Below are 26,726 nucleotides of genomic sequence, written 5' to 3' on the forward strand. Positions count from 1 at the left end.
AATATAGTTAATTATCCATGCCATGAATTTACGCGGTATCGACCTCAACCTCCTCGTCGTTCTCGACGCACTTCTTGACGAGGCACATGTTAGCCGAGCGGCCCATCGGCTGAACCTGTCGCAACCCGCCGTGTCCAGCGCCCTGCAGCGGTGCCGCGACCTTCTTGGTGATCGCTTGCTGGAACGCGGACGAGGGGGCATGACCCGCACGCCACTTGCCGAGGCGATGCGTGCGCCGTTGCGGTCTATTTTGGCCGAGGTGGAGACCCTGCTTGATCCAAAGGAACTGCCGCTGGACCGGATCGAGCGCGTGGTTCGCATTACCACGGCGGACGATCCCGCTGCCCAGCTGACTTCTCCGCTGGTCGAGTGTCTTGCGCGCACCGCGCCGGGCATTACTGTGGTGGTCCGACCCTGGCTTGGTCAGGATGCAGTCGCGCGGGAGCTTCTGGACGGAGACACGGACCTTGCGATTGCGGTGTTTGATCGCGAGATTGAGAACGTCGAAATCCGATCGCTGTTCGATGCCGAATATGTCGTCGCGATGCGCAAGGACCACCCCGCGGTCGCAGACTTTTGCCTTGATGCGTGGCTTGCGTGCCCGCATGTCGTCGTTTCCGGCCGTGGTGATCTGCGCACTCCCCTCGATTCCAACCTCGCCAACATGGGGTACCGGCGACGCGTCGGGCTTGTCGTGCCATCATTCCAGCTTGTTCCGGCCGTGCTGGCGGCGACCGATATGATGGCGATGCTGCCGCGACAGAGCCTCGCTACGCATGCGCATCTGGATCTCGTTGTCTTTCCGCCTCCGGTCGCGGTCGAGGGCTTCACATTACAGGTCGCATGGCACGCCCGGCAGAGCCTTGATAGGGCCGTGAAGCACGTCTGCGGGATCGTGAGCGAGATCTTTAATCCAGCCCGCATGCAGTCTGTCGCGACGCGGCAAGGATAGCTCTGGCTGGAAACAGCGGAGCAGGCCGGCGGGCCCGTTCAGCCTTGTCCTTCTCCGCCTCAGAGTCGCTGGACGTCGCCTGAAGGTATGTGAGGCGGATGGGCGCTGAAGCGCTCGGGGTAGCGGTTTTCCCGAAACGCCGCATCAATCCAGTCGATGAACGCCCGTGTCTTAGCGGGAAGAAGGCTCCGCGAGGCGTAGTACACCGAGACCTCGCCAACGTCGGCGTACCAGTCCGGCAGGAGGCGGATCAGACGGCCATCTTCAAGATCCGACAGGACCTCGGCCACAGCGAGGAGGGCGACGCCGAGCCCGAGGCGCGCGGCCTCGCGGATCGCGCTCGGCTCGTTCAGCACTACTGTCTCAGGGAGCGTTGCCGCCATCTCGTAACCCGCTCCGTTGCGCATGGTCCAGTGCCGGATGCGACCAGTTCGAAGCACGCGCCTCGCGATACCGTCGAAATCGGAAAGTCCAGCCGGATCGATCGGAGCGCTTCGGCCCGCCATGTACCCAGGCGAAGCAACAGCAATGCCATGCAGCGGCGCGAGCTTGCGGGCGACGATCCCTGGCGAAAGCTCGACCGCGCCGCTGATGGCGGCATCGTAGCCTTCTGCGACCAAATCGACGACGCGGTTCTCAAAGTGCCATTCCGCCCGGATCAGAGGATAGCGTGCGAGGAACCCAGGCAGGAGCGGAAGCACATGCGCCACTCCGAAGGAGGGCGGCATGCTGAGCTTTAGAGTACCGGCAGGTTCGGGTCCGTGTGCGGTGACAGCCGCAATAGCGCCCTGCAGCCGGTCGAGTGGATCCCCGACCGACGCGAGGAAGCTCTCCCCTGCCTCGGTAAGCGTCAGCCCCCGCGTCGACCGGTAGAACAGCCGGACACCCAGATTGCGCTCCAGAATGGCGACGTTGCGGCTGACCGCTGCTGGCGTCAGTCCCAACCGGCGGGCAGCCTCGGAAAAACTCCCGCACTCGGCGCTCCGCACGAAGGCTTCAAGGTTCGAAAGTGTCTCCATAACACCACCTTCAATGGATCGTTGAAGGAAATGCAAGCCGATCTGGACTAACTCCAATGGCCCGCGTCGAGCACATTCACGCCAATCGCGACACATTGAGCCGCGAGAACCGAACCTGCTCGAATGTGTTCGGCACGACAAGACCAGGGTCTCGATATCCCAAGTTTGTAATGCCGCCCCTTTCGAAAACCAATGGAGCAGAATCATGTCTTCCATTCCCAAACCGAGCCTGCTGCTCAGCCGTCGTAACGCACTGGTCGCGGCATCGGCGCTGGCGTTGACCGCCGGCCTTCCGTTGGGCCCCTCACAAGCCAATGAACCGACAACTCTCGACCTGCAGAAAGGAGTGCCTTCCATGGGTTACATCACCACCGAGGATAACGTGCAGATCTTCTACAAGGACTGGGGCCCAAGGAACGCCCAGCCCATAGTCTTTCATCACGGCTGGCCGCTCAGCTCGGATGACTGGGACGCGCAGATGCTATTTTTCCTGGAAAAGGGGTACCGCGTCGTCGCCCATGACCGACGCGGGCACGGACGCTCTAGCCAGGTGGCCGACGGGCATGACATCGACCATTACGCCGCTGATGCTTTCGCCGTGGCAGAGACGCTGGACCTTAGGAACGCTGTCCATATCGGCCATTCAACTGGTGGCGGCGAAGTGGCGCGCTATGTTGCTCGATACGGTGCACCGGCAGGCCGTGTAGCCAAAGCGGTCCTAGTCGCCGCCATCCCGCCGCTGATGCTGCAGACCGACGCAAACCCCGAGGGCACGCCACTGGAGGTCTTTGATGGCTTCCGCGCAGCGCTTGCAGGAAACCGCGCGCAGTTCTTCCGGGACGTTCCCGCCGGTCCATTCTACGGTTTCAACCGGGAGGGCGCGCAAGTGCATGAGGGCGTCATCCAGAACTGGTGGCGCCAGGGCATGATGGGTAGTGCGAAGGCGCACTATGACGGCATCAAGGCCTTCTCGGAGACCGATCAGACGGAGGACCTGAGGGCGATAACCGTCCCGACCCTGGTGCTGCATGGCGAGGACGATCAGGTGGTCCCGATCGCCGCGTCGGCCCTGAAGGCAGTCAAGCTTCTGCCGAATGGTACGCTCAAGACCTATCGCGGTTTCTCGCACGGAATGCTGACGGTGAACGCCGACGTGCTGAACGCCGATCTGCTGGCGTTTGTCACCAGCTAAGGACGCCGCAGCGCGCCGTCACTCACTCAATCAAAACTCATGCCTCGCACCAACAAAGGACACGTCCCATGTCAAAACGAATTGCGATCTTCCCCGCCAACCGACATGCGCTTTATGAAGCGCATGGATACTCCGCCGCCGTCCGCTCTGGCGATCTTCTGTTCGTCTCCGGGCAGGTCGGAAGCCGCGAAGACGGCTCGCCGGAGCCGGACTTCGCGCAACAAGTCACCTTGGCTTTTCAGAACCTCGAGGCCGTGCTCACGGCGGCTGGGGCGAGCTTTGATGACATCATCGACGTGACCACCTTCCACACCGACCCCGAGGCACAATTCGGAACGATCATGCCGTTGAAGGACCGGTTCTTCCCAGCGGCACCGCACCCGACGTGGACGGCTGTCGGTGTAAACTGGCTTGCTGGGTTCGATTTCGAGATCAAGGTGATCGCGCGCATTTCTGGCGGGGTCTAGGCCAATCCAAGGATCCTTGGATCTTAGCATCGCGAAAAGCGCGACCGGGACATCGCAAGGTTCCGGTCGCTCTGGCCATGGCCGTGGTGTAGTCCCTGACCCAATGCAGAGGCGCGAACACCCTCTGGGTGATCTCGGCACCCGCGTCAGACATCGAGATCGACGGCGCGATTACCTGGAAACCAGCGGGAGCAACTCGTCTTTGCACCACATCCGGAAGTTGGTCGGGGTATCATCCCGCGATGCCAGCGTGACAAGGTGATCCATACCTTCATTCTTGGCCGTCAGCATCTCAACATAGGCTTGCGCCATGCCGTCACTCGCGCCGAGATCGCGCATCATCCGGCGGAAATGCTCCATCGGCAGTTCTTTTGCCGCGATCTCGCGGCCCAGAACCGCCGACAGGATCGCCGACATCTCGTTGAAAGACAGATCTTCTGGACCAAGAAGAGGCAGCGCCTCAACACCTGACCAAGCGGGATCAATCAGCAAATCCGCGGCGATCCGGGCCACGTCCGCCTTGGCGACATGCGGCAGCTTGAGGTCACCCGGTGTGGGCTGAAAAAACTGTCCAAGGGCTTTGATCGGCTCCGCCTGACGGGCGATGTTGTCCATCAGCGAGGCGCAGGCGAGCGCGCGGTAGTGCACGCCCGTCGCCGCGATCATGTCATCGACTGCCAACGTTGCCGTGACGTGCCCGGCGGGCTTGGTCCATCCGCGGCCCAATGCGGAAATGCCGACTACATGCGTGACATCAGATTTCGGCAGGGCGTCACAGAATGCCCGTGAGACACCTACATAGGCCGCTGTGGCCGATGGCAGCGTGGGATCGCCCGGCGGCAGCCAAAATACGCGGGTCACACCGGGCAGCGCCCGGCTGATGGTTTCGCTGTCGGCCATCGACCCTTCGATCACGTCAAGCTCTGCGTCCTGCGGCAGCTTGTGCGCATCGCGGGCGATGACGCGCACGGCCACGTCGGCCGCGCGCAGGTGGGAAAGGACGCGGCGACCAATATCGCCAGTGGGGGTTGTCACAAGGATCATGTCGGTCTCCGTTTGAACAAGTATGGGAACAGCGCGGGTCAGTTGCTGACCGGACCGAGGTCCGTCATTGCCATTCCCGTGGCGAAATCGAACGGGACCGAGACATGGTCGTGAAGCACCAGCCAGCGGTCGTCGACGCGCTGCAGAAGGTTGGTTTCCCGGACCCACATGTCGACGTAAGGCCCGCCCTCAATCGTCCCCTCCAGACGGGTCAGGCCGTAGACTGTGGCTAGATCGCCTTTCTGGTAGACAGTCAGGTCTTCGATGCTGATGACCAGATCATCCGCGAACATGCCGAAGAAGGTGACCCAGTTCCGCCGCCAGATCGCTTCACCGTCGAAGGCCATTTCCAGACCGGCGTCTGTCGGTGCGGCCATCAGGTCGTAAGAGAAGATGTCATCGACGTAGAAGGACATCATCTGGTCGAGGTCTTGCGACGCAAAGGCCTCCAGCCAGGCAGCACGGGCGGCGGCGACCTCATAGGCGGCGGCGCGATCTTCGGTCGCGGCGGGCACGATCACCTCGAAAGGCAGCTCGGGTGCGATCTCTTGTGCCGGCAGGGACTGGGCGCTGAAGACGGATGCTACAAGCAGGGCGATACCTAACTTGGCGCTATTGCTCGGGATGGTGGGTTTGATCATTTCTGCAACTCCTTCTGTGTGCCAGCCGAAGTTAGACGGGGTTTGCTGAACGAACTATGTGAGATAATACTCTTATATATCGCATTCGTTCAGGATATGCCCATGACCACCTCAGTCGTCGATCCCCTCTCTGATGTGCTGGCCTTGCTCAGGCCGCACGACTGTGTTGCTGCGGGCCTTGATGCCGGGGGCGATTGGGCCATTCGCTATGCCCCGCACGCCGGCCTCAAATGCATTGGTATCGACAAGGGCGGCTGTTGGCTGAACCTAGAAAGCCTGCCTGCGCCGCTTTGGTTGTGTGAGGGCGACTGCGTGATCCTGCCGCGCGGCAAGGCCTTTGTCCTCTCTGCGCGCGGTGCCCGTCTGGGGGATGCGGCCGAGACGGTGCATTCCGCGCCGTTGCACGGGGATACGGCGCAACTCGGCGGCGGGGGCGACTTCTTCATGACAGGGGCGCGGTTCCTGTTGTCAGGCCAGGCGGCCGAGATGCTAATGGCGACGCTCCCCGATGCCATCGTGGTCCGGGTCGCGGCCAACGACCGCGCCGCCAGCAGTGAGTGCGTGCGTTGGGCAATCACCCGAATCGCCGCCGAGCTTCGCCAGCGTCGTCCCGGCTGTGCCAGCTCTATTGAGCATCTGTCACATGTCTTGCTTATCGAGCTGATGCGCCTTCACCTCGAAGAAGGGCAAGAGAACCAGATCGGATGGAGCGCAGCGCTTGCCGACCCATTCATTCGCCGCGCCCTCACTGCGATGCACCAGGACCTTTCCAACCCGTGGACGGTGGCGACGCTGGCCAAGCAGGCGGGCCTTTCGCGCACTGCCTTCGCTGTCCGCTTCGCGCGACGCGTCGGCCAAACCCCGATGAACTACATGACGATGTGGCGGATGCTTTGGGCCGCCAAGCGCCTTGATCGGGACGGTACAACGGTGGCTGCGGCCGCGGCCGAGGTCGGATACGCGTCTGAGAGTGCGTTCACAGCAGCATTCAAACGCACTCTGGGAAAGACGCCGAGACGGTTCGTGGACGAGTCCATGACTGCGGCACCGCCCCACATCCCGGCAGCGCATCGCGATTTCACGATGGGGGCGTAACCTTCGCCAACCAAGGCCGGATTGTCTTTCACGCGCTTGAGGTGCCGGACAGGATCCACCAGGATCCCTAGTTTTCCGAGCACGTTACGCTGTTGCAGGAATGAAGGAAGAAGCCCGTAGAAGGGTGCCCCAAGTGACGTTGCCCCCGACTTCTATCCAGCGTGAGCGAGACTCCGGGTGTGAGTTTTGCCTGTCTGGGCGGGTTGGGCAACGGGGGCTGGCGCGGAGCCTTTCTGGTCTACGCTTTTGCATGCAACCATTTCGACCTAAAGCGCACGCTCACGTCACAAGACCATCGCAAGGCCATTCTCGCCGCCGCTCGAACACGGTGCGGCAGTCTCTGCGTTGACTTATGTCAACGATGGGTGTGCCATATAGACTAGGGTCTGCTCTCGCGTGACCGTTCCGAACGGCTCGACCGCTGTACCGTCATTCATGGGCGCGCATGGCCAGGGCCCTGTGGCGTCACGCATGTTCAGTAAAGTTGTCATATCTTTGCCGTTTTAGTGAAGAAGGACGCTAGCCCGTAGCTGCCGGGTCAATCGACGATCTAGTCGCGAGCACCGAACTCAACTGGAGGCCCGATTGTTACCCGCTTGGAAAGTTCCATCCTTTTCCACTCAGCTTGTCTTGGTGCTGTTTGGGCTTTCCATACTTGCCATGTTGGGCAGTATTGGGGTCGCCGTCCGCGCCATGACGCTCATCGACAGCGAGGCGGCAGCACGCGAGGGACGGCTGGCGTTGCAAGCGCTTGAGGCAGAACGCACGCAGATTGCCGTCGATCAACAAAGCGCAACGATCTGGGATGACGCTATTGAAGCAGTGGCGTCACGCGACATCCGCTTTATCGAAGACAACCTTGGCGTCTGGATGCATGACTACTTCGGCCATGACGAGAGCTATGTTCTCACGTCTGAAGGTCAGCCGATATACGCCGCGATGAATGGGATGACCGTCGATCCTGCCGTCCTGGCGGACGCGAATTCTCCGATCCCTGCCATGATCGGCCGCCTTCATTCGGCCTTGGCTGATGCGAACGTCCATCGGACCGAAGAGGCAGAGGGGCCAGAGGCGCTTTACGTTTCCGAAATCGGTCGGCTTCGCGGCCAGCCTGCGTTCATCAGCATCGTCCCCATCCTTTCAGACACCGGCGATCTGGCTCAAGAGCCCGGGACAGAATATTTGCATGTCGCAGTGCAATATCTGGACGAGTCCTTCGCAAAACGCGTTGCCGCGCCCATGGAGTTATCCGAATCCGGCTTTTCGGACACCCCGCCCCAAGGGCAACTCTACGGGGTGCCTCTGGTGGATTCCGGCGGGGCGACAGTGACTTGGTTCAGTTGGCAGGGCTATACGCCGGGGCGGACACTGATCAGCCACCTGTTTCCGATCTTGCTTATCTGGTTCGCCATCATCTGCACCCTTCTTTATCTTGCGGCGCACCGGCTCGTCCGCATTTCGTCACAGCTCGAAGAGGCCCGGGTAAAGGCCGAAGAGATGAGCAAGACGAAGTCGATCTTTCTTGCCAATATGAGCCACGAAATTCGCACGCCCTTGAACGGTGTTCTGGGCATGGCCGAAATCCTGCAGGGCTATATGTCCACGCCCGAAACGCTGCGTATGGTCTCGACCATCCGACAGTCGGGGGAAACGCTGCTGACGGTGCTGAACTCGATCCTCGACATGTCGAAGATTGAGGCCGGAAAGATGGAACTTGAAACGGTCCCCCTCGTGCCTTCCGATATCTTGGCTCAGGTGGAAGCGCTTCATCGTGTAAAGGCCGAAGAGAAGGGGCTGGATCTTCAGGTGTTCACCAGGGCTGGCGCTGACAACGCGCGCTTGGGTGACCCGCACCGGCTGGTCCAGATCCTGAACAACCTTCTGAGCAACGCGATCAAGTTCACGGACCATGGCCATGTCCGTGTGAAACTCTCCTGCCGTCCGGGAAAACCCGTCATCATCGATATCAGCGACACCGGCGTTGGCATGACCGAGGCGCAACTGTCGCGTGTTTTTGAGAGCTTTGAACAAGCCGACGGCTCGATGGCGCGCCGATTTGGCGGGACGGGTTTGGGCCTTTCCATCGTGAGGCAACTCGTTGTCCTGATGGGCGGAATGATCACGATCAAAAGCCGCCCGGGCGAAGGCACAGAGGTTCGCGTCGTCATTCCGCTGCCCGAGGCACCGGATGGTTCCATGCTGGTCGCGAAATCCGAAGCCGTTCTTGACGCTGCAATCCTGATGGGCAAACGGCTTCTCGTGGCCGATGACAACCAGACGAACCGCCTTGTTGTGTCAGAGATGCTTGCTCAGACGGGCGTGAAGCTGACCATGGTGGAAAACGGGCAAGACGCCGTTTCCACCTGGCTCAAGGCAATTGAGGACGAACAGCCCTTCGATCTGCTCTTGCTGGATATCACCATGCCTGTTTTGGATGGTCTGGGCGCACTTGCGATGATCCGGGGTAAGGAAGAGGAAAAACATCGTCGGCCCGTCCCGGCGATTGCGGTCACGGCGAATGCGATGCCAAATCAGGTTGCCGACTACATCATGGGCGGGTTCGACACCCATCTCGCCAAACCGTTCAAACAGCGGGACCTTTTGCATGCGCTGACATCGTTGCTGGACAGTGCCCGGTGATCCCGCCGCAACTGGTCTGCGAACATGGATCAACGCTCCCCTGTGCCGTTTCTTCAAGCCCCGCCGCGCCCCATCTGTCCGCACCGCTGCCGATGCACCGTTGCGGGGGCAGGGGCGTTATACTAGGTACATGACAAGTTGAACTGGAGGCATCCATGCCCTTCCTGCGCGGGTCCGGGGAACATTCGGACAGGATCGTCCGGCGCAAGCTTTCGGATCAGGTGCTGGAACGGCTGCGCGAAATGATCCGCAGCGGCGAGTTGAAGCCCGGTGATGCCATGCCCTCTGAACGTGTGCTGATGGAGCGGTTCCAGGTCGGTCGCCCGGCGATCCGCGAAGCGTTGCAATCGCTCAACCACGCGGGCCTTGTGTCGATCACGCAGGGTGAACGCACGCGGGTGAATGTCATCGACGCCGGAACTTTTTTCGAGCAAAGCAACGATATCGCGCGGCTTCTTCTGAACGTCGCGCCGTCGAACCTCCAGCACCTGAAAGAGGTGCGGACCATGTTCGAACTGGGGATCGTCCGTGTCGCCGCCGAACGTGCCACCCCTGCCGACGTCACCGACTTGCGCGCCGCATTGGACCTGCAGAAAGCCCGGCTTGGGGGCGATCCGATGCCTTTCATCGAAGCCGATATCCGCTTTCACGTCCGCATCGCGGCCATCTGCGCGAACCCGATCATCAGCGCCACCAGTCAGGCCATGCTGCGCTGGCTGTTCGAATATCACACCGCTTTGCTGCACTGGTCCGGCAATGAAGAAATCACGCTGGCCGAACATGCCAGCATCGTCGACCAGATCGCCGCCAATGCCCCCGACCGCGCGGTTGAGATGATGCGCGCCCATCTGGATCGGTCGCGCAACATGATCGCCAACGACTCCTGACCTTGACCCTGGCCCTGACCCCGGCGCGCCCCGCCGTTCCCTTGCGGTCAGGTCCCCGGTTCAGCCATAGGTCCGCAGCGCCGCCGCCAGTGCCGGGCTGTCCTTCGCCGCCTGCGCCAGTGTAAGCCCCGCCATCGCCGCTGCCCAAGCATCCTGCAATGACCGCACGCCCCCGGCTGGCCCATCCGCATGCGCCATGATCCCGCCCCCGGCGGCAAAGATCAAATCCGGGCTTTGCAAAGCCGCCCAAGTGTCAAAGGCCTGCAAGGCCGTCTGCCCCGATGAAAACACCGGCATGGTGATCCCCGGATTGTCCGCCGACAGCGGCGATATCAGCGACCGGGCCGAAGCCAGCACGCTGTCATCCCCCTCGCAGAACTTGTTGCGCAAGCCGTTCACATGCATGTGGTCCGCCCCCGCCAGACGCCACAGCTTGGACCAGGCCGGATAGTCGAACCCCAGCGCGGGATGACGCGACAGGTATCCCCATCCGTTGCGGTGCAGGTGAATGGGCAGTTGCGCATGCCGACGTAGCGCCAGCATCCCCGTCAGCCCCACCGAATTGGCGCTGGCCATCACGCAGGTGCCGCCGTGCTGCAGCACCAGATCATGCCGCGCCCGCATCTCGTCTACTTCACCGGTCAGGTTGAAGGCATACATCACCTTCTTTCCCGTCCGCTCGGCATGGGCGTTGATGACCGCCATCACCGCACGCACCCGGTCGTCAAAGGGGCACACAGAGCCATCGGCCTGCAACTCGTCATCCTTGATGAAGTCGATACCTGCGGCACAAAGCATATCGACCATAGCCGCCGTTTCCGTCGCCGTCAGCCCGATGGACGGCTTGATGATCGTCCCGATCAGCGGCCGCCCCCGCACACCGGACAGTTCCCGCGTCCCGTCGATGCCAAAGGCCGGGCGCGGGCTGGCCGCGACAAGCGATGCCGGAAAGCGTAGATCCGTCAGCCGCAATCCCGCCACGCAGTTCAACTCGAACAGGTTGCCTGCGGCTGTGGCCAGTATGTTGGGCAAACTCATGCCCGTATTGGCCAGCGGCCAGGACAGCGTGATGCGCGCCCGCCGATGCGGTGCCTCCGGCCGTGCGGCCCCCGGCAGGGCGGGGCCCGCCACATCGCCCATGTCGACGATCCGCTCCACCCGTGCGGCGGATCGCGCCTTCAGCGCCTCTGTCTCACCCGGCACCGCCATGAAGGTGCCCGAAGACTGCTCTCCCGCAATCGTCGCAGCTGCGGCTTCGACAGGGATCGCCGTCTCAAGGATGTAGTCGGCTTCGAATCTGTCGGTCATGGCCTTGCGTCCCTTTGCGTATCAAGCAGAACTGCGCTTTCGGCAGGTATTGGGGAAAGCCCCGGCACTGCTGCGACGGGCCGGGAGGTACAATTGGCGGCAAGCCCCATATCGCCCGCCTCGATCACCACAACCCCGCCCATAGCGCGGATGCGCACCATCCGACCCGCCATAGCCGCCGCCTGCCGGATCACATCGGCCAGCGGTCCCTTCGCCCCCAGCGGCCCGTCCGGCATGGCCAGCGCAAGGCTTGCCACCCCCGCTTGCGCCGCTGCGGCCAGCGCCGCCACGGCATAGGCAGCGGCAAATCCTGTGGGCTGGCGGGGATCGTCTATTGCCATGGGCAGGCGCAGACCATCCGGGTTCAGTGCCACTGCATCACCATAGGGGTTGCAGCGCATCCCGATGGAGACCAGCCCCAGATGCAGCGGCTTCTCCCCTGCAATCGCCCGCGCCGTGGCAAGGATGTCGGGCAGCGCTTCGATCGTCTGCCAGACCGACAGGTCATCGGCGGCATGGACAATGGCCGTGTTGCCGAATGTCACGAAATCCATCGCCGCCGGATCGGGCCTACACCGGTTCAGTTCGGTGAAATTCGTCAGGCTGCCACCCCCCACCAACGCGCCCGGAAACCCCGCGCGCAGAAGGGGCAGGGCGTCTTGCGGCTGCGCCCCGGCGGGCCAAGGCCCCTCGGGCTGATGGCTTTTCAGATAGGGGCGGGGCAGGGCGGTAACCCGGTCGGGCTGCAGACCCGCCGCCTGCGCGGCGGCGATCAACGCGGCAAGATCGGGCAGGTCATCGAACACGATCTCCAGCGCCGCCAACCCTGGCGTTGCCATGGCCCGAAGGTCGCCCTCAGGCGTGGCCCGCTCCATCCGGAACTGCACCGGCACCCCGGCAAACGCGGCCAGCGCCGCGCTGTCTGACAGCCCCGGCTCATGTGCCAGCATCACCTGCGGCATCCGCACCTCAACCGCAGGCGCAGCCTCCGCTACGACCGGCACGCTGCCCATGCCCCGCAGCGCCAGCGTCACCCGTTGCCGAACCACCGCGCCTGCCGCGACGTCATAGGGCCGGGGCAGCGACAGCGGGCGGCAATAGGTCTTGAACGACGCATCCGACCAGTTGCGTTGATCCTCCATCTCGAACACCTCGCCGTCAAAGGCGATGTCCACTTCGACCCCATCCACCACATGCCGCATCCCCGCAATGTCGCGGGCCGGTTGCCCGGGGCTGATCAGCGCGGGAAAGACCGTGTCCGTCACCGCGCCACCCGGATGGCGCAGATGCAGCGCCGATCCGGCCACCCCCCGGATTGGATGCAACAGCGTGAACCCCGCCCGGTTGATGCGCGCCGCTTTGGGAAAGGTAATCTCCACCTCGGCCATCAGCGCATCAGGCGTCAGCGTGACATGGAACCTGCCCGTGAACACCCCTTCCCGGCAGGCGAAATGGCGGGTCAGGTGGTCTTGGCCAATTTCCTCGAACAAGGGCGTTGTCAGATGCGTGCCCCAATCGGCATTGCGCACCGGATAGGTCAGCCCGCGCAGCACCTCGACCCCGCCAAAGGTCACCGCGCCCAACCCGCCCTCGCGCAATTCCGCGCTGATCGGCCCGGCCGTCAGATGCTGCGCGACTGTCATTTTGTCCCCGCCGTCAGGTGATGCGCTTGATGCTTTCGGTAATCTCGTCCCAGTCAAACACGCGCTTCCAGTCGTCCTTCATCAGCACCGGAATCCCGAACTGGATCGCCTTGTTGCAGGCGTCTGAAAACACCCCCACGCGTTCCTCAAAGATCACCGCGCCCAGAATGTTCATATGCCCCAGCAGAAAATCGCGTGCGCAGTCATGGCTGACACCGGACCTGCGCACACATTCATCCATCGCCTCGCGCATGATCGTCATCAGCGACGCCGCGACCGTCTCCGACAGCCCCGGCTCCAGCATCGCCATTTGCGCCACCGTCACCTCATGGCTGCGCATCACGGGCGCATAGATCGCCCGCGCGATCCGGTCACCCAAGTCGTAATGCTCGCGCGGGCCCTGCATCAGGGCGTTGACGATGGCCTGTTTGGCCGCGATGCCGCCGAAATGGTCGGCCTTTCCTTCTGGCGTCACCTCGTCGTTATAGATCGGCGGGTGGCAGGGATGGGTGATGAAATAGCTGATATCGGCCCGCTCCGGCAGATGCCCCACAAAGGGTGCCGCCGCATCCAGAACCACCACCATGGTGCCCGGGCGCAGCATTGGCACGACCTCGGCCGCGACACGCCCGATATGGGTGTCCGGCACCGCAAGGATCACCGCATCCGCATCGGCCACCGCCGCCTCGGCCGGCACGCAATCCGCCCCCCAGGCTTCTTTCACGCGCTGCTGCCCCGCCGGGTTCACCTCGACATAGGACACATGGAAATCCGTCTTCGCCAGGTTAAGCGACAGCCGCATCCCCATCTTTCCCCCCGCACCGAACAACGCAATTCTTGTCATCGCAGCACTTTCCTAATGCAGTGGGTTGATGGTCAACTGGTATGACCTCATAATAAGATACGGGTCAAGTCAAGGACGACGTCGACACGCAGGAGGTGGCCCTTGGCAGACACGAACACGCCTCTGCTGGCATGGCTGGGCGATGATTTCACCGGCTCCGCAGCAGTGATGGAGGTGCTGGCCTTTGCCGGCCTGCCCGCTGTCCTGTTCACCGATATCCCTGATCCCGCGCTTGCGGCGCGCTTTGCGGGCGTGGCGGGCATTGGCATTGCCACCACCGCCCGCAGCCATGGGCCGGATTGGATGGCCACCCATCTGCCCGCACCGCTGCGCTGGCTGCACGCCCTCGGCGCGCCGCTGCTGCATTACAAGATCTGCTCCACCTTCGATTCCGCACCGCATGTGGGGAGCATCGGCCGCGCGATCGAGGTGGCGCTGACCGTCCGCCCCTCGGCCGCCGTGCCGATGGTGACTGCCGCCCCCGCCATGCGCCGCTATCAGTCCTTCGGCCACCTTTTCGCAGGCACGGCAGAGGGGGTCTTTCGCCTCGACCGGCACCCTGTCATGGCGCATCACCCGGTCACGCCAATGGCAGAAGCCGATCTTTTGCGCCATCTTGCGGCGCAGACAGACCTGCCCTCGGCGCTGATCGACCTTGAATCGCTGGCAGGCGATGCCGATGCGCGGCTGGAGGCTGCCCTTGCCGCAGGCGCGCGCATCCTGTCGATCGACAGTGTCGATGCCAAAAGCGACGCCACGATAGGCCGCCTGATCTGGCAGAACCGGCAGCGGATGGGGCTGGTCGTGGGCAGCCAGGGCATCGAATACGCGCTGGTCCGCCACTGGCAAGAGACGGGGATGATCGCCGCGCCGCCCCCGGCCCCCACTGCCGGGGCAGTGGCGCAGATTGCCGCCGTGTCCGGCTCCGTCTCGCCGGTCACTGCCCGGCAACTGGCTTGGGCGGGGGCGAACGGCTTTGCCCTGATCCCCTTTGATGCGGCGGCGGTCTGCGCCGATTCCGCCACCCTCGCGGCCGAAGAAACCCGTGTCACAGCCCTTGCCCTACAGGCGGCGGCGGGCGGGCAAAGCCCGCTCATCCACTCTGCCGCCGGGCAGGACGATCCCGCCGTCGCCCGTTTCCGTGCCGCCCTCTCAGCCAGCCACCTGTCCACTGAGGCCGCCAATCGCAGCATAGGCGAGGCGCTGGGTCGCATCCTTGACCGCGTCCTGCGGCAGTCCGCCCTGCGCCGCGCGGTGATCTCGGGCGGTGATACGTCCGGCCACGGGATGCGGCAACTTGGCCTTCAGGCCCTTGTCGCCCGCGCGCCCACCATCCCCGGCGCGGCGCTTTGTGCGGCCCATGGCACCGGCCCGCATGACGGGCTGGAGATTGCGCTGAAAGGCGGCCAGATGGGGACAGAGGATTACTTCGGCTGGATCCGCGCCGGGGGCGGCCCCCGCGCCTGACGCCATCCCCCATTCGCCCGCACCGCGACTAGACCAGATGGTGACAGCCAGACATTGCCCTTGATTTTCTGGTGGATTCCCGCAACGGTGCGGCGTTGTTAACACCTATTAGGAAGTGTCGGTTATTGTGTCGAGGTTCGCGCTGACCCTTCGTCCCGTCAGGCCGTCTTCGCGCATCCCGCACCGCGCCGCGCCTGTTCGTTTTGCCGGCGGCTCTCGCCCCGTGCTGCGCTGCAAAAGGGCATGACCATGGCCCAATCCCTGCGCCTGTCGATCGCGATGGCCACCTATAACGGCGCCCGCTTCCTGCCGCAGCAACTGGACAGCTTCGCCGCACAGGACCGGCTGCCGGATGAGCTGGTGGTCTGCGATGACGGCTCGTCAGATGCCACCATGGATATCCTGCACGCCTTCGCCGCCACCGCCCCCTTTGCCGTGCGGATCGAACGCAACACAACCAACCTCGGCTTCGTGCGCAATTTCGAAAAGGCGTTGTCGCTCTGTTCGGGCGATGTGGTCTTTCTCAGCGATCAGGATGATGTCTGGCTGCCCGCCAAACTGGGCCGGGTCGAGGCTGAATTTCTGGCCGACCCCGCGCTCATGGGCACGATCAACGACATGATCATCACTGACGGCGATCTGAACCACAGCGGCGTGACGCAGCTTGGCACGATCCGCGCCACCGGCTTTGGTGAAAAGCGCTTCATCGCCGGATGCTGCGCCGCCATCCGGCGTGACATGCTGGAAACCTTGTTTCCCTTCCCGGCGGACGTGTTCACCCATGACGGCTGGATCGGGGACACCTGCGAAGTGCTGGGCGCGCGGCGGATCCTGTCGGAACCGCTGCAACTCTACCGCCGCCACGGATCGAATGAATCCCAATGGCTGCTCAGTGATCCCAACGGCGTCAGCCGCACGCAGCTTGTGCTGAAATCCGGCCTCGCCTCACCGGTTGTGGCGTGGGAGGCCCACCTCATCCGCTTGTCGATCCTGCGCCGCTGGCTGACGGATACGGAACCCCGGCTGCGCGCCATCGGGATGGGCCCCCGCATCAAGGCGGCAGGCGATTTCATCACGGCCGAGGAAAACAGCTATCGCGGCAGGCTGCACCTGCTGGCCACCTCACGCAGCACCCGCTGGTTCCATATCCTGCGCTTCTGGATCAAGGGGGGCTATGCGCCCTTTTCCGGCTGGCAAAGCGCGGTCAAGGACATGATCCGCCCGTGACCCAGCCCGCGCCACATCCCAAAGGCCGCGTTCTGCATGTGCTGACCGCGCTTGATTTCGGCGGTGTCGAATCCCAGATGCGGTTGATCGCGGCCCATGCCGCTGCGTCGGAATGGGCGCATGATTTTCTGGCTATCGGGGCAGGGGGGGCAGTGCAGCAGGATATCCGCGCGTTGTCGGGCCGGGCCGATGCTCTGGGCGTTCCGGTGGTCATCCCATCGCCCCGCGCGGTGCTTGCGCTTTGGCGGCACCTGCGCCGCACCCGCCCGCAGATCGTGCATCTGCACGGGGCCGAGGCGAATTTCCACGGCATCCCTGCCGCCCGCCTTGCCGCTGTGCCGGTCGTGATCAGCGAAGAAATCGGCATCCCCCGCCATTCCCCCAAGGCGCGCCGCGTCTTTGCCGCGATCTATCGCCACGCCGACCGGGTGGTCGCCATCTCGCACGCGGTCAAGGCCGCCATTCAGGAACAGGGCGAAGCCCCCGCCGACGCGATCACCGTGATCCACAACCCGTTCGAGCCGCAGTCCTTCCGTCCCTTTCCCCCCCTGCAAGGCCGGGTGGAACTGGGTTTTGTCGGGCGGCTGGAGCCGGTCAAGAACCCCATGGCCGTGGTCGAGGCGGCGGCCCTTCTGCGCGACCGGGGTCTTGCCTTTCGCCTGCGTCTGGTGGGCGATGGCAGCCTGCGCCCCGCGCTGGCCGCCCGCATCGCCAACCTGCACCTGTCGGATTGTGTGTTTCTTGAAGGCTTCCACCCCCAGCCCTTTGATCTGCTGGCGGGATGCCACCTGTTCCTGCAACCTTCGCTGACCGAAGGCTTTGGCCTTGCGATCTGCGAGGCAATGTCCGCGGGCATCCCCGTGATCGCCACGTCGGTAGGCGGAACCCCCGAAATCATCGACCATGGCGAAACCGGCTGGCTGCTGGCGCACCCCGATGCGCCGCATCTGGCGGCGGCGGTGCAATCCGCCCTCGCCTTAGGCGAAGCCGCGCTGTCCCGCATTGCCGAGACGGCATCGCAAAGCGTGCGCGCGCGTTTCAGCCCCGCCATCTACATGCAGACCTGCGACCGGCTGTATGGCGCGCTTTCTCAGGCACGCGAACAGAAGCAGGGGGCGCGATGAAACCGGCGGTCCGCAACATCCTGTTCATCACCTGGGACGGTCCCCAGACCAACTATCTCGAACGCCTGTTTCTGCCCATTCTCGCCGGTCTGGCCGACCGGGGCTACCGCGCGCATGTCCTGCAATTCTGCTGGGGCGAACCCGCCCTGATCCAGCACCGGGCCGATCTCTGCCATGCGGCGGGCGTGCCTTACCGCGCGCAGATCATCCTGCGGCGGGGTGGGCCGCTGGGGCCATCCTTGACGGCCATCCTCGGATCGCGCGCAATCCGCCGCGCGGTGGCAGATTGGCAGATCGACACGCTCATGCCGCGCAGCCTGCTACCCGCGCTGGCCGTCCTGCGGCTGCGGGCGGCAGAACAGGCGGCGCTGAACGTCGTTTTCGATGCCGATGGCCTTCATGCCGATGAGCGGGTGGATTTCACCGGCCTCTCGCCCACCAGCCTGACCTATCGCTTCCTGCGCGATATCGAGATGCAGATGCTGCTGCGTGCAGACACGGTTCTGACCCGCACCGCAGCCTCGCGCGACATCCTGCTTGCCCGGGCCGGGGGCAGGTTGACGGCGGATCGCTGCCATCTGGTGTCGAACGGTGTCGACCCCGCCCCCTTCATCCACGCCTTGGCTGCACCCCGGCCCGATGCCGCACCCGTGCTGTGCTATTGCGGCTCCATCGGCGCGCAATACCGCCTGCCCGACATGCTGGATGTGGCCCAACGCCTGCGCGCCCGCGTCCCCGACCTGCGCTTTCGCGTGATCTCGCAGGCCACCGATGCCGTGCAGGCCGAGCTTGCCCACCGCGGCCTGCTTCAGGCCGATTGGATCGACCTGCGCGCGCCGCGCCCCGAAGACGTTCCCGCCGAACTGGCCGGTTGCGATCTGGGCCTTGCCCTGCGGCTGCCCGCCTTTTCCACCCGCGCCGTGCTGCCCATCAAGATGGGCGAATACCTGTTGGCGGGCTTGCCCGTCATTGGCACGCCCGGCGTTGGCAACACGGCCGATCTTGCTGCGGAAGGTGTTTTCCGATCCGCCGAGCCGGGGGAACTGGATCAGACCCTCACCTGGATCGTCGACACTGTCCTTCCCGCCCGCGCGGCGCTGCGCCAGACCTGCCACGCCATCGGCCTGCGCGAGTATTCCGTCGCAGGCGCCGTCGCCAGCTACGCCACCGCACTTGCATCGCTGGGCCCGCCCACCCCCGCGCCCGGGCGGCATTAGCCCCCTGTGGCCTTGCCCCCCACCACCTGCTAGCTTGGCCCCGCACAGAAGGAGCCCCGATGTTCAGCGACTGGAAGCAGGAAAAGGCCATCGCCGCCTTGGTGGATGATGCACGCGCCATGGCCGACCGGTTGGACGGTGCCAAGCCGCATATCCGCGACAGCTATGCTGCCACCGCCCGGTTCTGGGAGGTGTCCTATCTCGCCGAAGGGCAGGACCTGCATCATCTGGCATCGTGGAAACCCGCTGCCATCACTCGGTTCATCGCTGCTGCCCAGACGCGCATCGCCGACCTGCGCAAAGCCCGCGCCTATGACAGCAGCGATGGCCTGACCGTCTGGCTGCACACTGCCCGCGCTGTGACGCAGCCCCGCATCGCCCCGGCGGCGCGCGATATCTGGGCGCATATCATGGCCGCAGGCCCCAACACCGACCTGATGGCCAGCGATCTGATGGCAGAGGCGGGCCTGTCCGGCGATCCCGCCCGGCGCATCCCGCAAGGCTTTGGCGATGTGGCGGATGCAACCTGACTGGTTGCGCTTTCCACCTCAGTAGCCCTACCGCATCCCATCCCGGCCCTTTTCGCCTCATTTGCAGGCAGGCCACCCACCCTCACCCCCGGCAAAGGGGCAGGCTGGAACGCAACCTGCTGGTCGCGCGTTTGCAGATGCGGTTAGACTGGCCGCACGCCGGACAAATGAAGACAGGGCTGCTGACATGCTGATCCGCTGCGGATTCGAGATCGAACTGGAAAGCCCCGTCCCGGTGCCCATGCTTCTGGCCCTGTCCAGCCATGGCGATGGGGCAGGGCGCATCATCGGGCAGGACCATGTCCGCGTGGCCCCCGATACGGCCACGCACCGCTATCTCGACAGGTTCGGCAATGCCATCACCCGCATCGTCGCCCCCGCCGGGCAATCCCGGCTCTGGACCGATTTCGCGATCGAGGTGGACGGTCTGCCCGATCCGCAATGGCCGCAGGCGCGCCAGCACCCGATCCCGGACCTGCCCGATGACGTGCTGCAACACCTCATCCCCAGCCGCTATTGCGACAGCGATAACCTTTTGCAACAGGCCTGGGCCTTGTTCGCGGGCTTTCCGGAAGGCTGGGGCAGGGTGCAGGCGATCACCGATTTCGTGCATCGCCACGTCACCTTTGGCTACCAGTTCGGCCGCGCCAGCAAGACCGCGTCCGAGGTGTTTCGCGAAAAGACCGGCGTCTGCCGCGATTTCGCCCATCTGGCCATCGCGCTCTGCCGCGCCATGAATATCCCCGCCCGCTATGCCAGCGGATACTTGGGTGATATTGGCATCCCCTATTCCGGCCCAGGCGATTTCTGCGCCTGGTTCGAGGTCTATCTTGATCATCGCTGGCACACGTTCGATGCGCGCTACAACACGCCCCGCATGGGCCGCGTGTTGATGGTGCGCGGATCGGATGCTTCGGATGTGGCGATGATCACCTCCTTTGGCCTGCATAAGCTGACGCTGTTCCGCGTCTGGTCCGACAAACTTGCCGATGACCTGACCGACGCGCAGATCGTCGACCTGTTGCAAACCCGCCCGGTGGCCGAACCCTTGGTCTTTCCCTCTTCTGCCCGCGCGGCCTGAACGAAAAAGGCCGCACCCATGGGATGCGGCCTTCTTTCCGGTCCGTTGTCAGGCGATCACGCCGCCTTGCTGGATACGTTCACAGCCGTCACGGCAAGACCCGTCAGCTTTGAATTGGCGGCCTTTTCCATATCAAGGATCTGGCTCAGCAGATCATGCGCCTCGGTATGACCCAACACCTTTGCCCATTCGCGCAGCGTGCCGTAACGGGCGATCTCGTAATGCTCGACCGCCTGCGCGGCGGCGATCAGGCTGGCATCCAGCGCCACGCCAGACGCGTCCTTGATGATGCCATCGGTTTCCTTGATCAGACCGTCCATGGCATCGCATTTCACGCCAGCGGCCTTTTCGCCGATCGCGGCAAAGACCTTGTCCAGCAGCTTGATCTGCTCCTTGGTCTCCGCCAGATGCTCGGTGACAAGCGCCTTGAACTCGGTGTTCTTGGCCGCGCTTGCCACTTTCGGCAGGGCCTTGGTCAGCGCTTGTTCGGCATAATAGATGTCTTGCAGGGTGTGGTGGAACGCTTCGGCTAGGGTTTTCATCGGAATGTCCTTTCTGGACGGAATTGATGGGATCAGAGGTTGAATTGCGTGCCGCCGTCGGTGGGAAGGCGGCCTTCAGGTGTCATGCTGTCCACGACCTCGGGCAGGGCCACATTCAACCGCAGCAGCAGCTCCGCGCGCGAAATGCCGGTCTTGCGGGCGAGATCGTCCAGCGTTTCTGGCCCAAGCGCGGCCTCCAGCGCCTCCACATTCAGCGGACGGTTCGCCTCGGTCGAGATCCAGCTTTCCGCCGCCTCGCCCTGACCGGTTGCCGTGAAGCGGTCCTTCAGATCGCGCAGCGCCGAAGAAAGGCCCGTGCTGGAAAAACCCGTGCCAGCCGTGGCTACACCGGACGGGCCGGGTTGGAATATCTGCCCGATCTCCGCCAGAAAGCCCCCCTGCTCGGGCGTAGTGCCATCGGCGCCGGCGCGGTTCTGGCGCGCATCAGCCAGCATATCGGCGATGCGCGCGCGGTTCTGGTATCCGGCAAAGGCTACAAGCCCCAGCAAGGCCATCAGGGATGGTGTTGATTTCGACATGTCGATGTTCCTTTTTCCTCAGGCTTCGGAAAGGGTCAGGCGCGCTTGCGCACCATTCCCCAAACCAACAGCACGATGATCGCGCCGACAGCGGCCCCGATCAGGCCCGCGCCTTGGCCCGGCATGTACCAGCCCAGCGATTGGCCCAGATAGGTGGCCACAAAGGCCCCGATCACACCCAGCAACGTGGTCAGGATAAAGCCCGACGGTTCATTGTCGCCCGGCGTGATGAACTTGGCGATGACCCCGGCCACAAAGCCGATGATGATGGTCCAGATAATTCCCATGATGGGCTCCTGTCGGTCGTTTCCGCATGTGCAAGGGAAACGCCCGCCCGGTGCAGACGTTCCCCCGCAGATGCGGATTTCTGACAGAAGGCCCTCAACGGGCGGCGAACCGCCTATGGCGGCAGCGGTCCAGAGGGGACAGGGAAACCCGCCCTCAGGCCCGTTTGTGCTGCAAGAAGAACCGCAGCATCTGGGCCGATGCATCCGGTCCTGCCGGATCGGTATAGCTGCCGCCCGCGTCCCCGCCCGCCCAGGCATGGCCTGCGCCCTCGATCTCCCAATGTTCGGCAAAGCTGCGGCCATCGGCATGGCGGTGCTCCGTCACCCGATGCGCCCGCCCGCCGGGCGAGGTGCCCTTGCGCGTGCTGCGGCGCAGGGCGGGCATGGCAGGCAGCGCCTGCGCAAGGCTGGCCGCGCCATTGGCGGGATGCACCGTGGCATCGGCCAGCCCGTGAAAAACGATGGTCGGCAAGGCCGTCGCATGGGGCGCCCCCGTTGTGCCGCTGCGCATCGCCGCAAAGGCCGACGGAATGTCGCGCGCACCCTGCGCGGGCAGGCCGGAATGCACACCCACGGCGGCAAAGACATCGGGATAGGCCGCCGCCACCAGCGCTGCCGCCGCACCCCCCGCCGACAGTCCTGCGATATAGGTCCGCGCCGGATCGGCCGGGTAATTGGCCTGTATCTCCCGCGTCAGGCCTGCAATCAGCGCCGTCTCGCCGCGTCCGCGTGCCTGATCCTCGGGCCGGAACCAGTTCCAGCATTTCTGCGCGTTGGCCCCCGCAGGCTGCGCCGGATAGGCGATCAGGCACCCGAATTCCTCGGCCAATGCATTCATCCCCGTGCCCCGCGCAAAATCCTCGGGCGATTGCGTGCAGCCATGCAGCATCACCACCAGCGGCATCAGGCCTGCAGGCCGATGGGCAGGCAAATAAAGCCGATACTCACGGCTCCCCTGCGGCGACCGATAGGAAAGCGACAGAAACGCCGCGCCGTCAGCCACCGGCGGGGCAGAGGCAAGCGGCCCATGCGCAGGCATCCCGCCCGCCGCAATCTTGCGCAGCGTCTCGGCCAACCCCGTCTTGACCGGCGCGGCGCGCTTGGCCCTGGCAGGCTTGGCCTTTGCGGCTTCAGTCACTGGCGCATCCGCAGGGGCTGGCGCGTCTTCCAGCCGGGTGAACGCGCCCTCGATCACATCATCCGGCGCAATCTGCGCGGCATGTGTGCCCTCCGGCGATGCACCCTCACCCTGCAACAAGCGGCGGATCAGGGCGGTCGCCTCCTGCAACTTTCCGCTGCGGGTCAGTTCGGTGGCACGGGCCATGTCGCGCTGAAAGGGGGTGGTCATGTGGTGCATTCCTTGAATGGGTCGATCCCGGTGCCCGGGCATCGTGTCAGGTCTTGCCGGGATCAGCCGATCCTGTCGGCCAGCGCCGCCTTCACGGCCTCGCTGGCATGAAACGCGCCAAGGATCGTCAATCCTTGAATGGTCGCCCGCGCCAGTTCTGCCGTCACATCCGTATCCATCACGGCCAGCCCCAGCACGCGCAGTTCAAGCCTCTCTCCCGCCGCCTGCGCCGCCTCCAGCTCTGCCCGCGTGATCTGGCGCAGGCCAAGATGTACGCTCTTGCGCGTCACCACCTGCCGCACCGTCTCGGCATGGCGGTCGATCTGGTTGCGGATCGCGGTTCGGATGAAATCGCTGCGGTTGGAATAGAAACCCTCGCGCACCAGCAAATCGATCTGCCCAAGATCGACAAAACCAAGGTTGATGGTGATCTTTTCCGACTCGGGCAGTTTTCCTGCCTGCGGCAGGGAGGGCAGGGCTGATTTCGGCATTTGCGTTCCATATACCATCCACTTGGATGTTATATGGATGAATTGGCCCAGATTGCAACCCGTCAGACCTGACTGCCCGCCCCATTCTCCACCGGTGCCACAGCCTCGGCCCCCAGAAAGTTCCCCAGCGTGCTCATCGCCTCCACATTGTCGCAGATCACCTTCAGACAAACGAGGAACGGCACCGCCATCAGCGCCCCGGCAATCCCCCAAAGCCAAGCCCAGAACACCACCGTCACAAAGACCGAAACGGTATTCAACTCCAGCCGCCGCCCAAGGATGACGGGCGTCACGAACTGCCCCTCGATCGTGGTGGCGGTCAGAAACACCAGCGGGGCCAGCGCCGCCTGTCCCAGATGATCGAAACTGACAATTGCCACTGCCGTTACCAGCCCGGCGCCGAACAGCGGGCCGATATAGGGCAGGTAGTTCACCAGAAACGTCATCACGGCCCAGACCAAGGGCTGTGGCATCCCGATGGCCCACATCCCCAACCCGACCACAGCGCCCAACCCCATGTTGATCACCGTCACCACCGCCAGATAGCGCGACACGCTCCGCTCGATCCCGTAAACGATCCGCAGCGCCCGCTTCTTGTCACCAAAGCGGGGAAAGGCCTCGATCAGCTTCACATAGAACAGATCACCCGACGCCAGCAGGAACAGCGCCAGCACCAGCGTAACCACGGTCGTCGCCATCACCGACGCCACGTTGCTGACCGCCATGGTCAGCAACCCCGGCGATTCCATCGCCACGCGCTGCACATTCGGATCGGCGACACCATTGGTGAACTGCTCCACCTGGTTCGAGGCCTGCTGCACGATGGCCAGCGAATTGGCAAAACCCTGCAACTTGGCCTTCAACTCCGCCCCTAACGCCGGGGCATCGCTGATCCATGCCGACACCGGGCCGCTGAACAAAAGCGCCGCCCCCGCGATGATCAGCCCTACCAGCGCGATCAGGGCCGAGGCCGTCACCACCGGGGCCAGCCCGAACCGGTTCATGTACCGCACCAGTGGGCTCAGCGTCAGCGCCAGCAGCGTGCCCATCAGCAGGGGCAGGATCACATCCTTGGCGAAATACAAACCCATCGTCAGGAGAACCAGCAGGATCAGACCAAGGGTTCGGCGTATGGCTGGCAGATCATCGGTCATGGCAAGGGTCCTGTCTGAGGCAGAGAGATCGAAATCCATCGCACCGCCCGCGCCGGATCGTTCCAATGAACGCAGGTCCCGGCTGGGCGCAGGTGCCATGAGAAGGCGGAAAGGTGTCGGGTCGGGGAAGGCGCGCATCACGGCGCGGCGGGGCAGGGCGTGTCGGGCGAAACCGCAAACAACACAGACAAGAACGCCCTCACTATGATCAGGTTCCGCCCCGCCGTCCATATCGACCGCATGCCTGTGCGACCGGCAAGGCTTTGCCAATGCAAACCTCCCAATCGGCAAGCACCCGCGACGGTGCGGCGAATTTCCGCCCGAATGGAACCAAGGCCGCGCCCAGTCCTTATATCCAACAGGGAACGGCGCGATGCCCGGCAGGGAATGGTCAGGCAGTCGCGTTCCGTTCTCTTCCGCCCGGCCGATGGTCGGGCATCAAGCGCGGCCACAACGGCCCGCGCCGGAAAAAGGAGACGACGCATGAATTGGGATCAGATCGAAGGCAAGTGGAAGCAGCTCAGCGGCAAGGCCAAAGAGCAGTGGGGCAAGCTGACGGATGACGAGCTGGACACGATGGCCGGCAAGCGGGACCAGCTGGTTGGCAAGGTTCAGGAAAAGTACGGCATCGCCAAGGAAGAGGCCGAGCGTCAGGTCGACGAATGGAGCGCGCGCAACTAAGCGCGACGATCGGGGTTTGATCGGCTCTCCCCGGCCGATCCCCCGGATCGGGCCGCCCCCTTGCCGGGGCGGCCCTTTTTCATGTCCGGGCTTATGATCCCGGACAAAAGAAAAGGCGGGCCGCTGTTCCCAGCGGCCCGCCTTGCTTGTCAGATAGTGCCGCCCGCCTTAGCCGCGATAGGCAAAGCCGCCGAAGATGCGGCCTTCATCCCGGTGACGCCCGCCGCGCACCGCGCCGACATAGGATGCCGCCCCGGCCACCAGCGCCGCCGCCGCAAGGATGAACGCGGTCAGGATCGTGCTAACACGCGCCACCTCGGCTGCCGCAATAGCGGCATCGGTGGCTTCCTGCGCCAGTCGGTCTGCCTCAGCCTTGGCATCGGTGGCAAGCTGCATCGCCTCGGTCCGCGTCGTCTGCGCCGCTGTGATCGCCTCATCGACCCGCGTCGTGGCCTCGGCCTGCGGAATGCCCGCTGTGGCCACCACGGCGCTGATCAGATAGGCGCGTTCGGCATCGGTCACTTCGCCGGTCACCGCCACATTGCCCAGGATCGCGGCACTCGCCCGCGCTGCATCAGCCGGATCGCCGGTCCCCGTCGCCACCTGTGCAGGGCGCAGCAGCGCATCGCTCAGGTAATCCACCGGGTTCTGCGTCATCTCCTCGGGCATCATCGCTCCGGCTGCCGCCATGGCCCCTTCGGCCACGCCGCCCACAACCGAACCGGCCGTCGTTGCCACCGCGCCAACGACCGATCCGGCCGCACCTGCCGCTGATCCGACCGCCGTCGCCGTGGCCGATACCGCCGCGCCCAGCAGAAAGACCGACGCCACGATTCCCAGACCCCAAACCACCAGCCCGTTGATCCCGTCCCGCGCGGTCACTTCATCGGCGCTGGCTTTCTCCAGCCGCCGCCGCATCCGCCCGGCGATGTAGCCGCCCGTCGCATAGCTGGCCACCAGCGACAGCACGATCCACAACGCGCTGACGATGACCATCACGTTGAAACTGCCCTCGCCCGGTTCGGCCGAAATCGTCGACAGTCCCAGCGCCGCGCCAAAGCCGGTAAAGACCGACCCCACCGCCACTGCGACCACGCCACCGCCAAGAACGGCCGCCCAATCAATATAGGCCCCGTCAATCGCCACAGCAGGCCCCGAAGCCTGCGTCATTGCCTCTGTCCGTTCCATGATCCGTCCCTCTCCCGCTGCTCAGCGCAGGCCGATAAGCGACAGAACCGCCATGACGACGACCACAAGGCCGACCAGATAAATGATGCTGTTCATCTTGAAATCCCTTCACATCCTG

At 64.1% G+C, this 26,726-nt stretch carries 26 protein-coding genes; 13 read left to right on the forward strand and 13 right to left on the reverse strand.

What is annotated here, in order from left to right; genetic code table 11:
• Positions 1-22: 22 nt before the first annotated feature.
• A complete protein-coding gene (locus RSE12_09280; GenBank protein WRH64490.1) occupies positions 23-952 on the forward strand; it encodes a LysR family transcriptional regulator in 930 nt (309 codons plus the stop codon).
• Positions 953-1,011: 59 nt separating this feature from the next.
• Here the strand turns inward: RSE12_09280 and RSE12_09285 are convergent, their stop codons facing one another.
• A complete protein-coding gene (locus RSE12_09285; protein ID WRH64491.1) occupies positions 1,012-1,971 on the reverse strand; it encodes a LysR family transcriptional regulator in 960 nt (319 codons plus the stop codon).
• Between the two features lie 205 nt (positions 1,972-2,176).
• Here RSE12_09285 and RSE12_09290 point away from each other — a divergent pair, with 205 nt between their 5' ends.
• A complete protein-coding gene (locus RSE12_09290) occupies positions 2,177-3,163 on the forward strand; it encodes an alpha/beta hydrolase (GenBank protein WRH64492.1) in 987 nt (328 codons plus the stop codon).
• 68 nt (positions 3,164-3,231) lie between these two features.
• Entirely contained in the window at positions 3,232-3,630 is a 399-nt protein-coding gene (locus RSE12_09295; GenBank protein WRH64493.1) for a RidA family protein, read from the forward strand.
• 171 nt (positions 3,631-3,801) lie between these two features.
• Here the strand turns inward: RSE12_09295 and RSE12_09300 are convergent, their stop codons facing one another.
• Both RSE12_09300 and RSE12_09305 read right to left on the reverse strand, forming a co-directional pair.
• Complete coding sequence (locus RSE12_09300; GenBank protein WRH64494.1) at positions 3,802-4,674, reverse strand: NAD(P)H-binding protein; 873 nt, start codon at positions 4,672-4,674, stop codon at positions 3,802-3,804.
• Positions 4,675-4,712: 38 nt separating this feature from the next.
• A complete protein-coding gene (locus tag RSE12_09305; protein WRH64495.1) occupies positions 4,713-5,315 on the reverse strand; it encodes a nuclear transport factor 2 family protein in 603 nt (200 codons plus the stop codon).
• Positions 5,316-5,417: 102 nt separating this feature from the next.
• Here RSE12_09305 and RSE12_09310 point away from each other — a divergent pair, with 102 nt between their 5' ends.
• The 3 genes from RSE12_09310 to nanR all read left to right on the forward strand — a co-directional run bounded on the left by RSE12_09310 (position 5,418) and on the right by nanR (position 9,937).
• Entirely contained in the window at positions 5,418-6,410 is a 993-nt protein-coding gene (locus RSE12_09310) for an AraC family transcriptional regulator (GenBank protein ID WRH64496.1), read from the forward strand.
• Positions 6,411-7,070: 660 nt separating this feature from the next.
• Positions 7,071-9,050, forward strand: a complete 1,980-nt coding sequence (locus tag RSE12_09315) for an ATP-binding protein (GenBank protein WRH64497.1) — start codon at positions 7,071-7,073, stop codon at positions 9,048-9,050.
• Between the two features lie 155 nt (positions 9,051-9,205).
• Positions 9,206-9,937 carry a transcriptional regulator NanR gene (nanR, locus tag RSE12_09320; GenBank protein ID WRH64498.1) on the forward strand — a complete coding sequence of 244 codons (732 nt, stop codon included), beginning with the start codon at positions 9,206-9,208 and terminating at the stop codon, positions 9,935-9,937.
• A gap of 60 nt (positions 9,938-9,997) precedes the next feature.
• Here nanR and RSE12_09325 read toward each other — a convergent pair whose 3' ends face one another.
• Genes RSE12_09325 through RSE12_09335 form a run of 3 tightly spaced genes read right to left on the reverse strand, consistent with a single transcriptional unit; the run spans position 9,998 to position 13,732 of the window.
• Entirely contained in the window at positions 9,998-11,245 is a 1,248-nt protein-coding gene (locus RSE12_09325) for a ribulose-bisphosphate carboxylase large subunit family protein (GenBank protein WRH64499.1), read from the reverse strand.
• On the reverse strand, positions 11,242-12,888 hold the full coding sequence (locus RSE12_09330) for a hypothetical protein (protein WRH64500.1): 1,647 nt from the start codon (positions 12,886-12,888) through the stop codon (positions 11,242-11,244). The genes RSE12_09325 and RSE12_09330 overlap by 4 nt, the downstream gene beginning before the upstream one ends.
• A 13-nt stretch (positions 12,889-12,901) precedes the next feature.
• Complete coding sequence (locus tag RSE12_09335; protein ID WRH64501.1) at positions 12,902-13,732, reverse strand: phosphogluconate dehydrogenase C-terminal domain-containing protein; 831 nt, start codon at positions 13,730-13,732, stop codon at positions 12,902-12,904.
• A 102-nt stretch (positions 13,733-13,834) separates the two neighbouring features.
• On the opposite strand from RSE12_09335, the gene RSE12_09340 reads away from it, so the two are divergent.
• The 6 genes from RSE12_09340 (at position 13,835) to RSE12_09365 (ending at position 20,378) form a co-directional block, all read left to right on the forward strand.
• Positions 13,835-15,199, forward strand: a complete 1,365-nt coding sequence (locus tag RSE12_09340) for a four-carbon acid sugar kinase family protein (protein WRH64502.1) — start codon at positions 13,835-13,837, stop codon at positions 15,197-15,199.
• A gap of 249 nt (positions 15,200-15,448) precedes the next feature.
• A complete protein-coding gene (locus RSE12_09345) occupies positions 15,449-16,426 on the forward strand; it encodes a glycosyltransferase family 2 protein (GenBank protein ID WRH64503.1) in 978 nt (325 codons plus the stop codon).
• Positions 16,423-17,550 (forward strand): glycosyltransferase, encoded by a 1,128-nt coding sequence (locus tag RSE12_09350; GenBank protein ID WRH64504.1) that lies wholly within the window; start codon positions 16,423-16,425, stop codon positions 17,548-17,550. The genes RSE12_09345 and RSE12_09350 overlap by 4 nt, the downstream gene beginning before the upstream one ends.
• Positions 17,547-18,767 (forward strand): glycosyltransferase, encoded by a 1,221-nt coding sequence (locus tag RSE12_09355; GenBank protein ID WRH64505.1) that lies wholly within the window; start codon positions 17,547-17,549, stop codon positions 18,765-18,767. Before RSE12_09350 ends, RSE12_09355 begins: the two co-directional genes overlap by 4 nt.
• Positions 18,768-18,826: 59 nt before the next feature.
• Positions 18,827-19,297, forward strand: a complete 471-nt coding sequence (locus tag RSE12_09360) for a hypothetical protein (GenBank protein WRH64506.1) — start codon at positions 18,827-18,829, stop codon at positions 19,295-19,297.
• A 187-nt stretch (positions 19,298-19,484) separates the two neighbouring features.
• Positions 19,485-20,378 carry a transglutaminase family protein gene (locus tag RSE12_09365; protein ID WRH64507.1) on the forward strand — a complete coding sequence of 298 codons (894 nt, stop codon included), beginning with the start codon at positions 19,485-19,487 and terminating at the stop codon, positions 20,376-20,378.
• Between the two features lie 56 nt (positions 20,379-20,434).
• Here the strand turns inward: RSE12_09365 and RSE12_09370 are convergent, their stop codons facing one another.
• The 6 genes from RSE12_09370 to RSE12_09395 form a co-directional block, all read right to left on the reverse strand.
• Complete coding sequence (locus tag RSE12_09370) at positions 20,435-20,920, reverse strand: ferritin-like domain-containing protein (GenBank protein WRH64508.1); 486 nt, start codon at positions 20,918-20,920, stop codon at positions 20,435-20,437.
• A gap of 32 nt (positions 20,921-20,952) precedes the next feature.
• On the reverse strand, positions 20,953-21,459 hold the full coding sequence (locus tag RSE12_09375; GenBank protein ID WRH64509.1) for a YidB family protein: 507 nt from the start codon (positions 21,457-21,459) through the stop codon (positions 20,953-20,955).
• A gap of 35 nt (positions 21,460-21,494) precedes the next feature.
• Complete coding sequence (locus RSE12_09380) at positions 21,495-21,746, reverse strand: GlsB/YeaQ/YmgE family stress response membrane protein (protein ID WRH64510.1); 252 nt, start codon at positions 21,744-21,746, stop codon at positions 21,495-21,497.
• 154 nt (positions 21,747-21,900) lie between these two features.
• Positions 21,901-23,094, reverse strand: coding sequence for a PHB depolymerase family esterase (locus RSE12_09385; GenBank protein WRH64511.1), 1,194 nt, complete (start codon positions 23,092-23,094; stop codon positions 21,901-21,903).
• Between the two features lie 62 nt (positions 23,095-23,156).
• Positions 23,157-23,585 (reverse strand): CopG family transcriptional regulator, encoded by a 429-nt coding sequence (locus tag RSE12_09390; GenBank protein WRH64512.1) that lies wholly within the window; start codon positions 23,583-23,585, stop codon positions 23,157-23,159.
• Positions 23,586-23,647: 62 nt separating this feature from the next.
• Positions 23,648-24,739 (reverse strand): AI-2E family transporter, encoded by a 1,092-nt coding sequence (locus RSE12_09395; protein WRH64513.1) that lies wholly within the window; start codon positions 24,737-24,739, stop codon positions 23,648-23,650.
• Positions 24,740-25,222: 483 nt separating this feature from the next.
• Here RSE12_09395 and RSE12_09400 point away from each other — a divergent pair, with 483 nt between their 5' ends.
• Positions 25,223-25,420 (forward strand): CsbD family protein, encoded by a 198-nt coding sequence (locus RSE12_09400; protein ID WRH64514.1) that lies wholly within the window; start codon positions 25,223-25,225, stop codon positions 25,418-25,420.
• Between the two features lie 168 nt (positions 25,421-25,588).
• On the opposite strand, the gene RSE12_09405 is transcribed toward RSE12_09400, so the two are convergent.
• On the reverse strand, positions 25,589-26,608 hold the full coding sequence (locus tag RSE12_09405; protein ID WRH64515.1) for a hypothetical protein: 1,020 nt from the start codon (positions 26,606-26,608) through the stop codon (positions 25,589-25,591).
• Positions 26,609-26,726: the final 118 nt, after the last annotated feature.

The sequence above is a fragment of the Fuscovulum sp. genome (assembly GCA_035192965.1).
Taxonomy (GTDB): Bacteria; Pseudomonadota; Alphaproteobacteria; order Rhodobacterales; family Rhodobacteraceae; genus Paragemmobacter.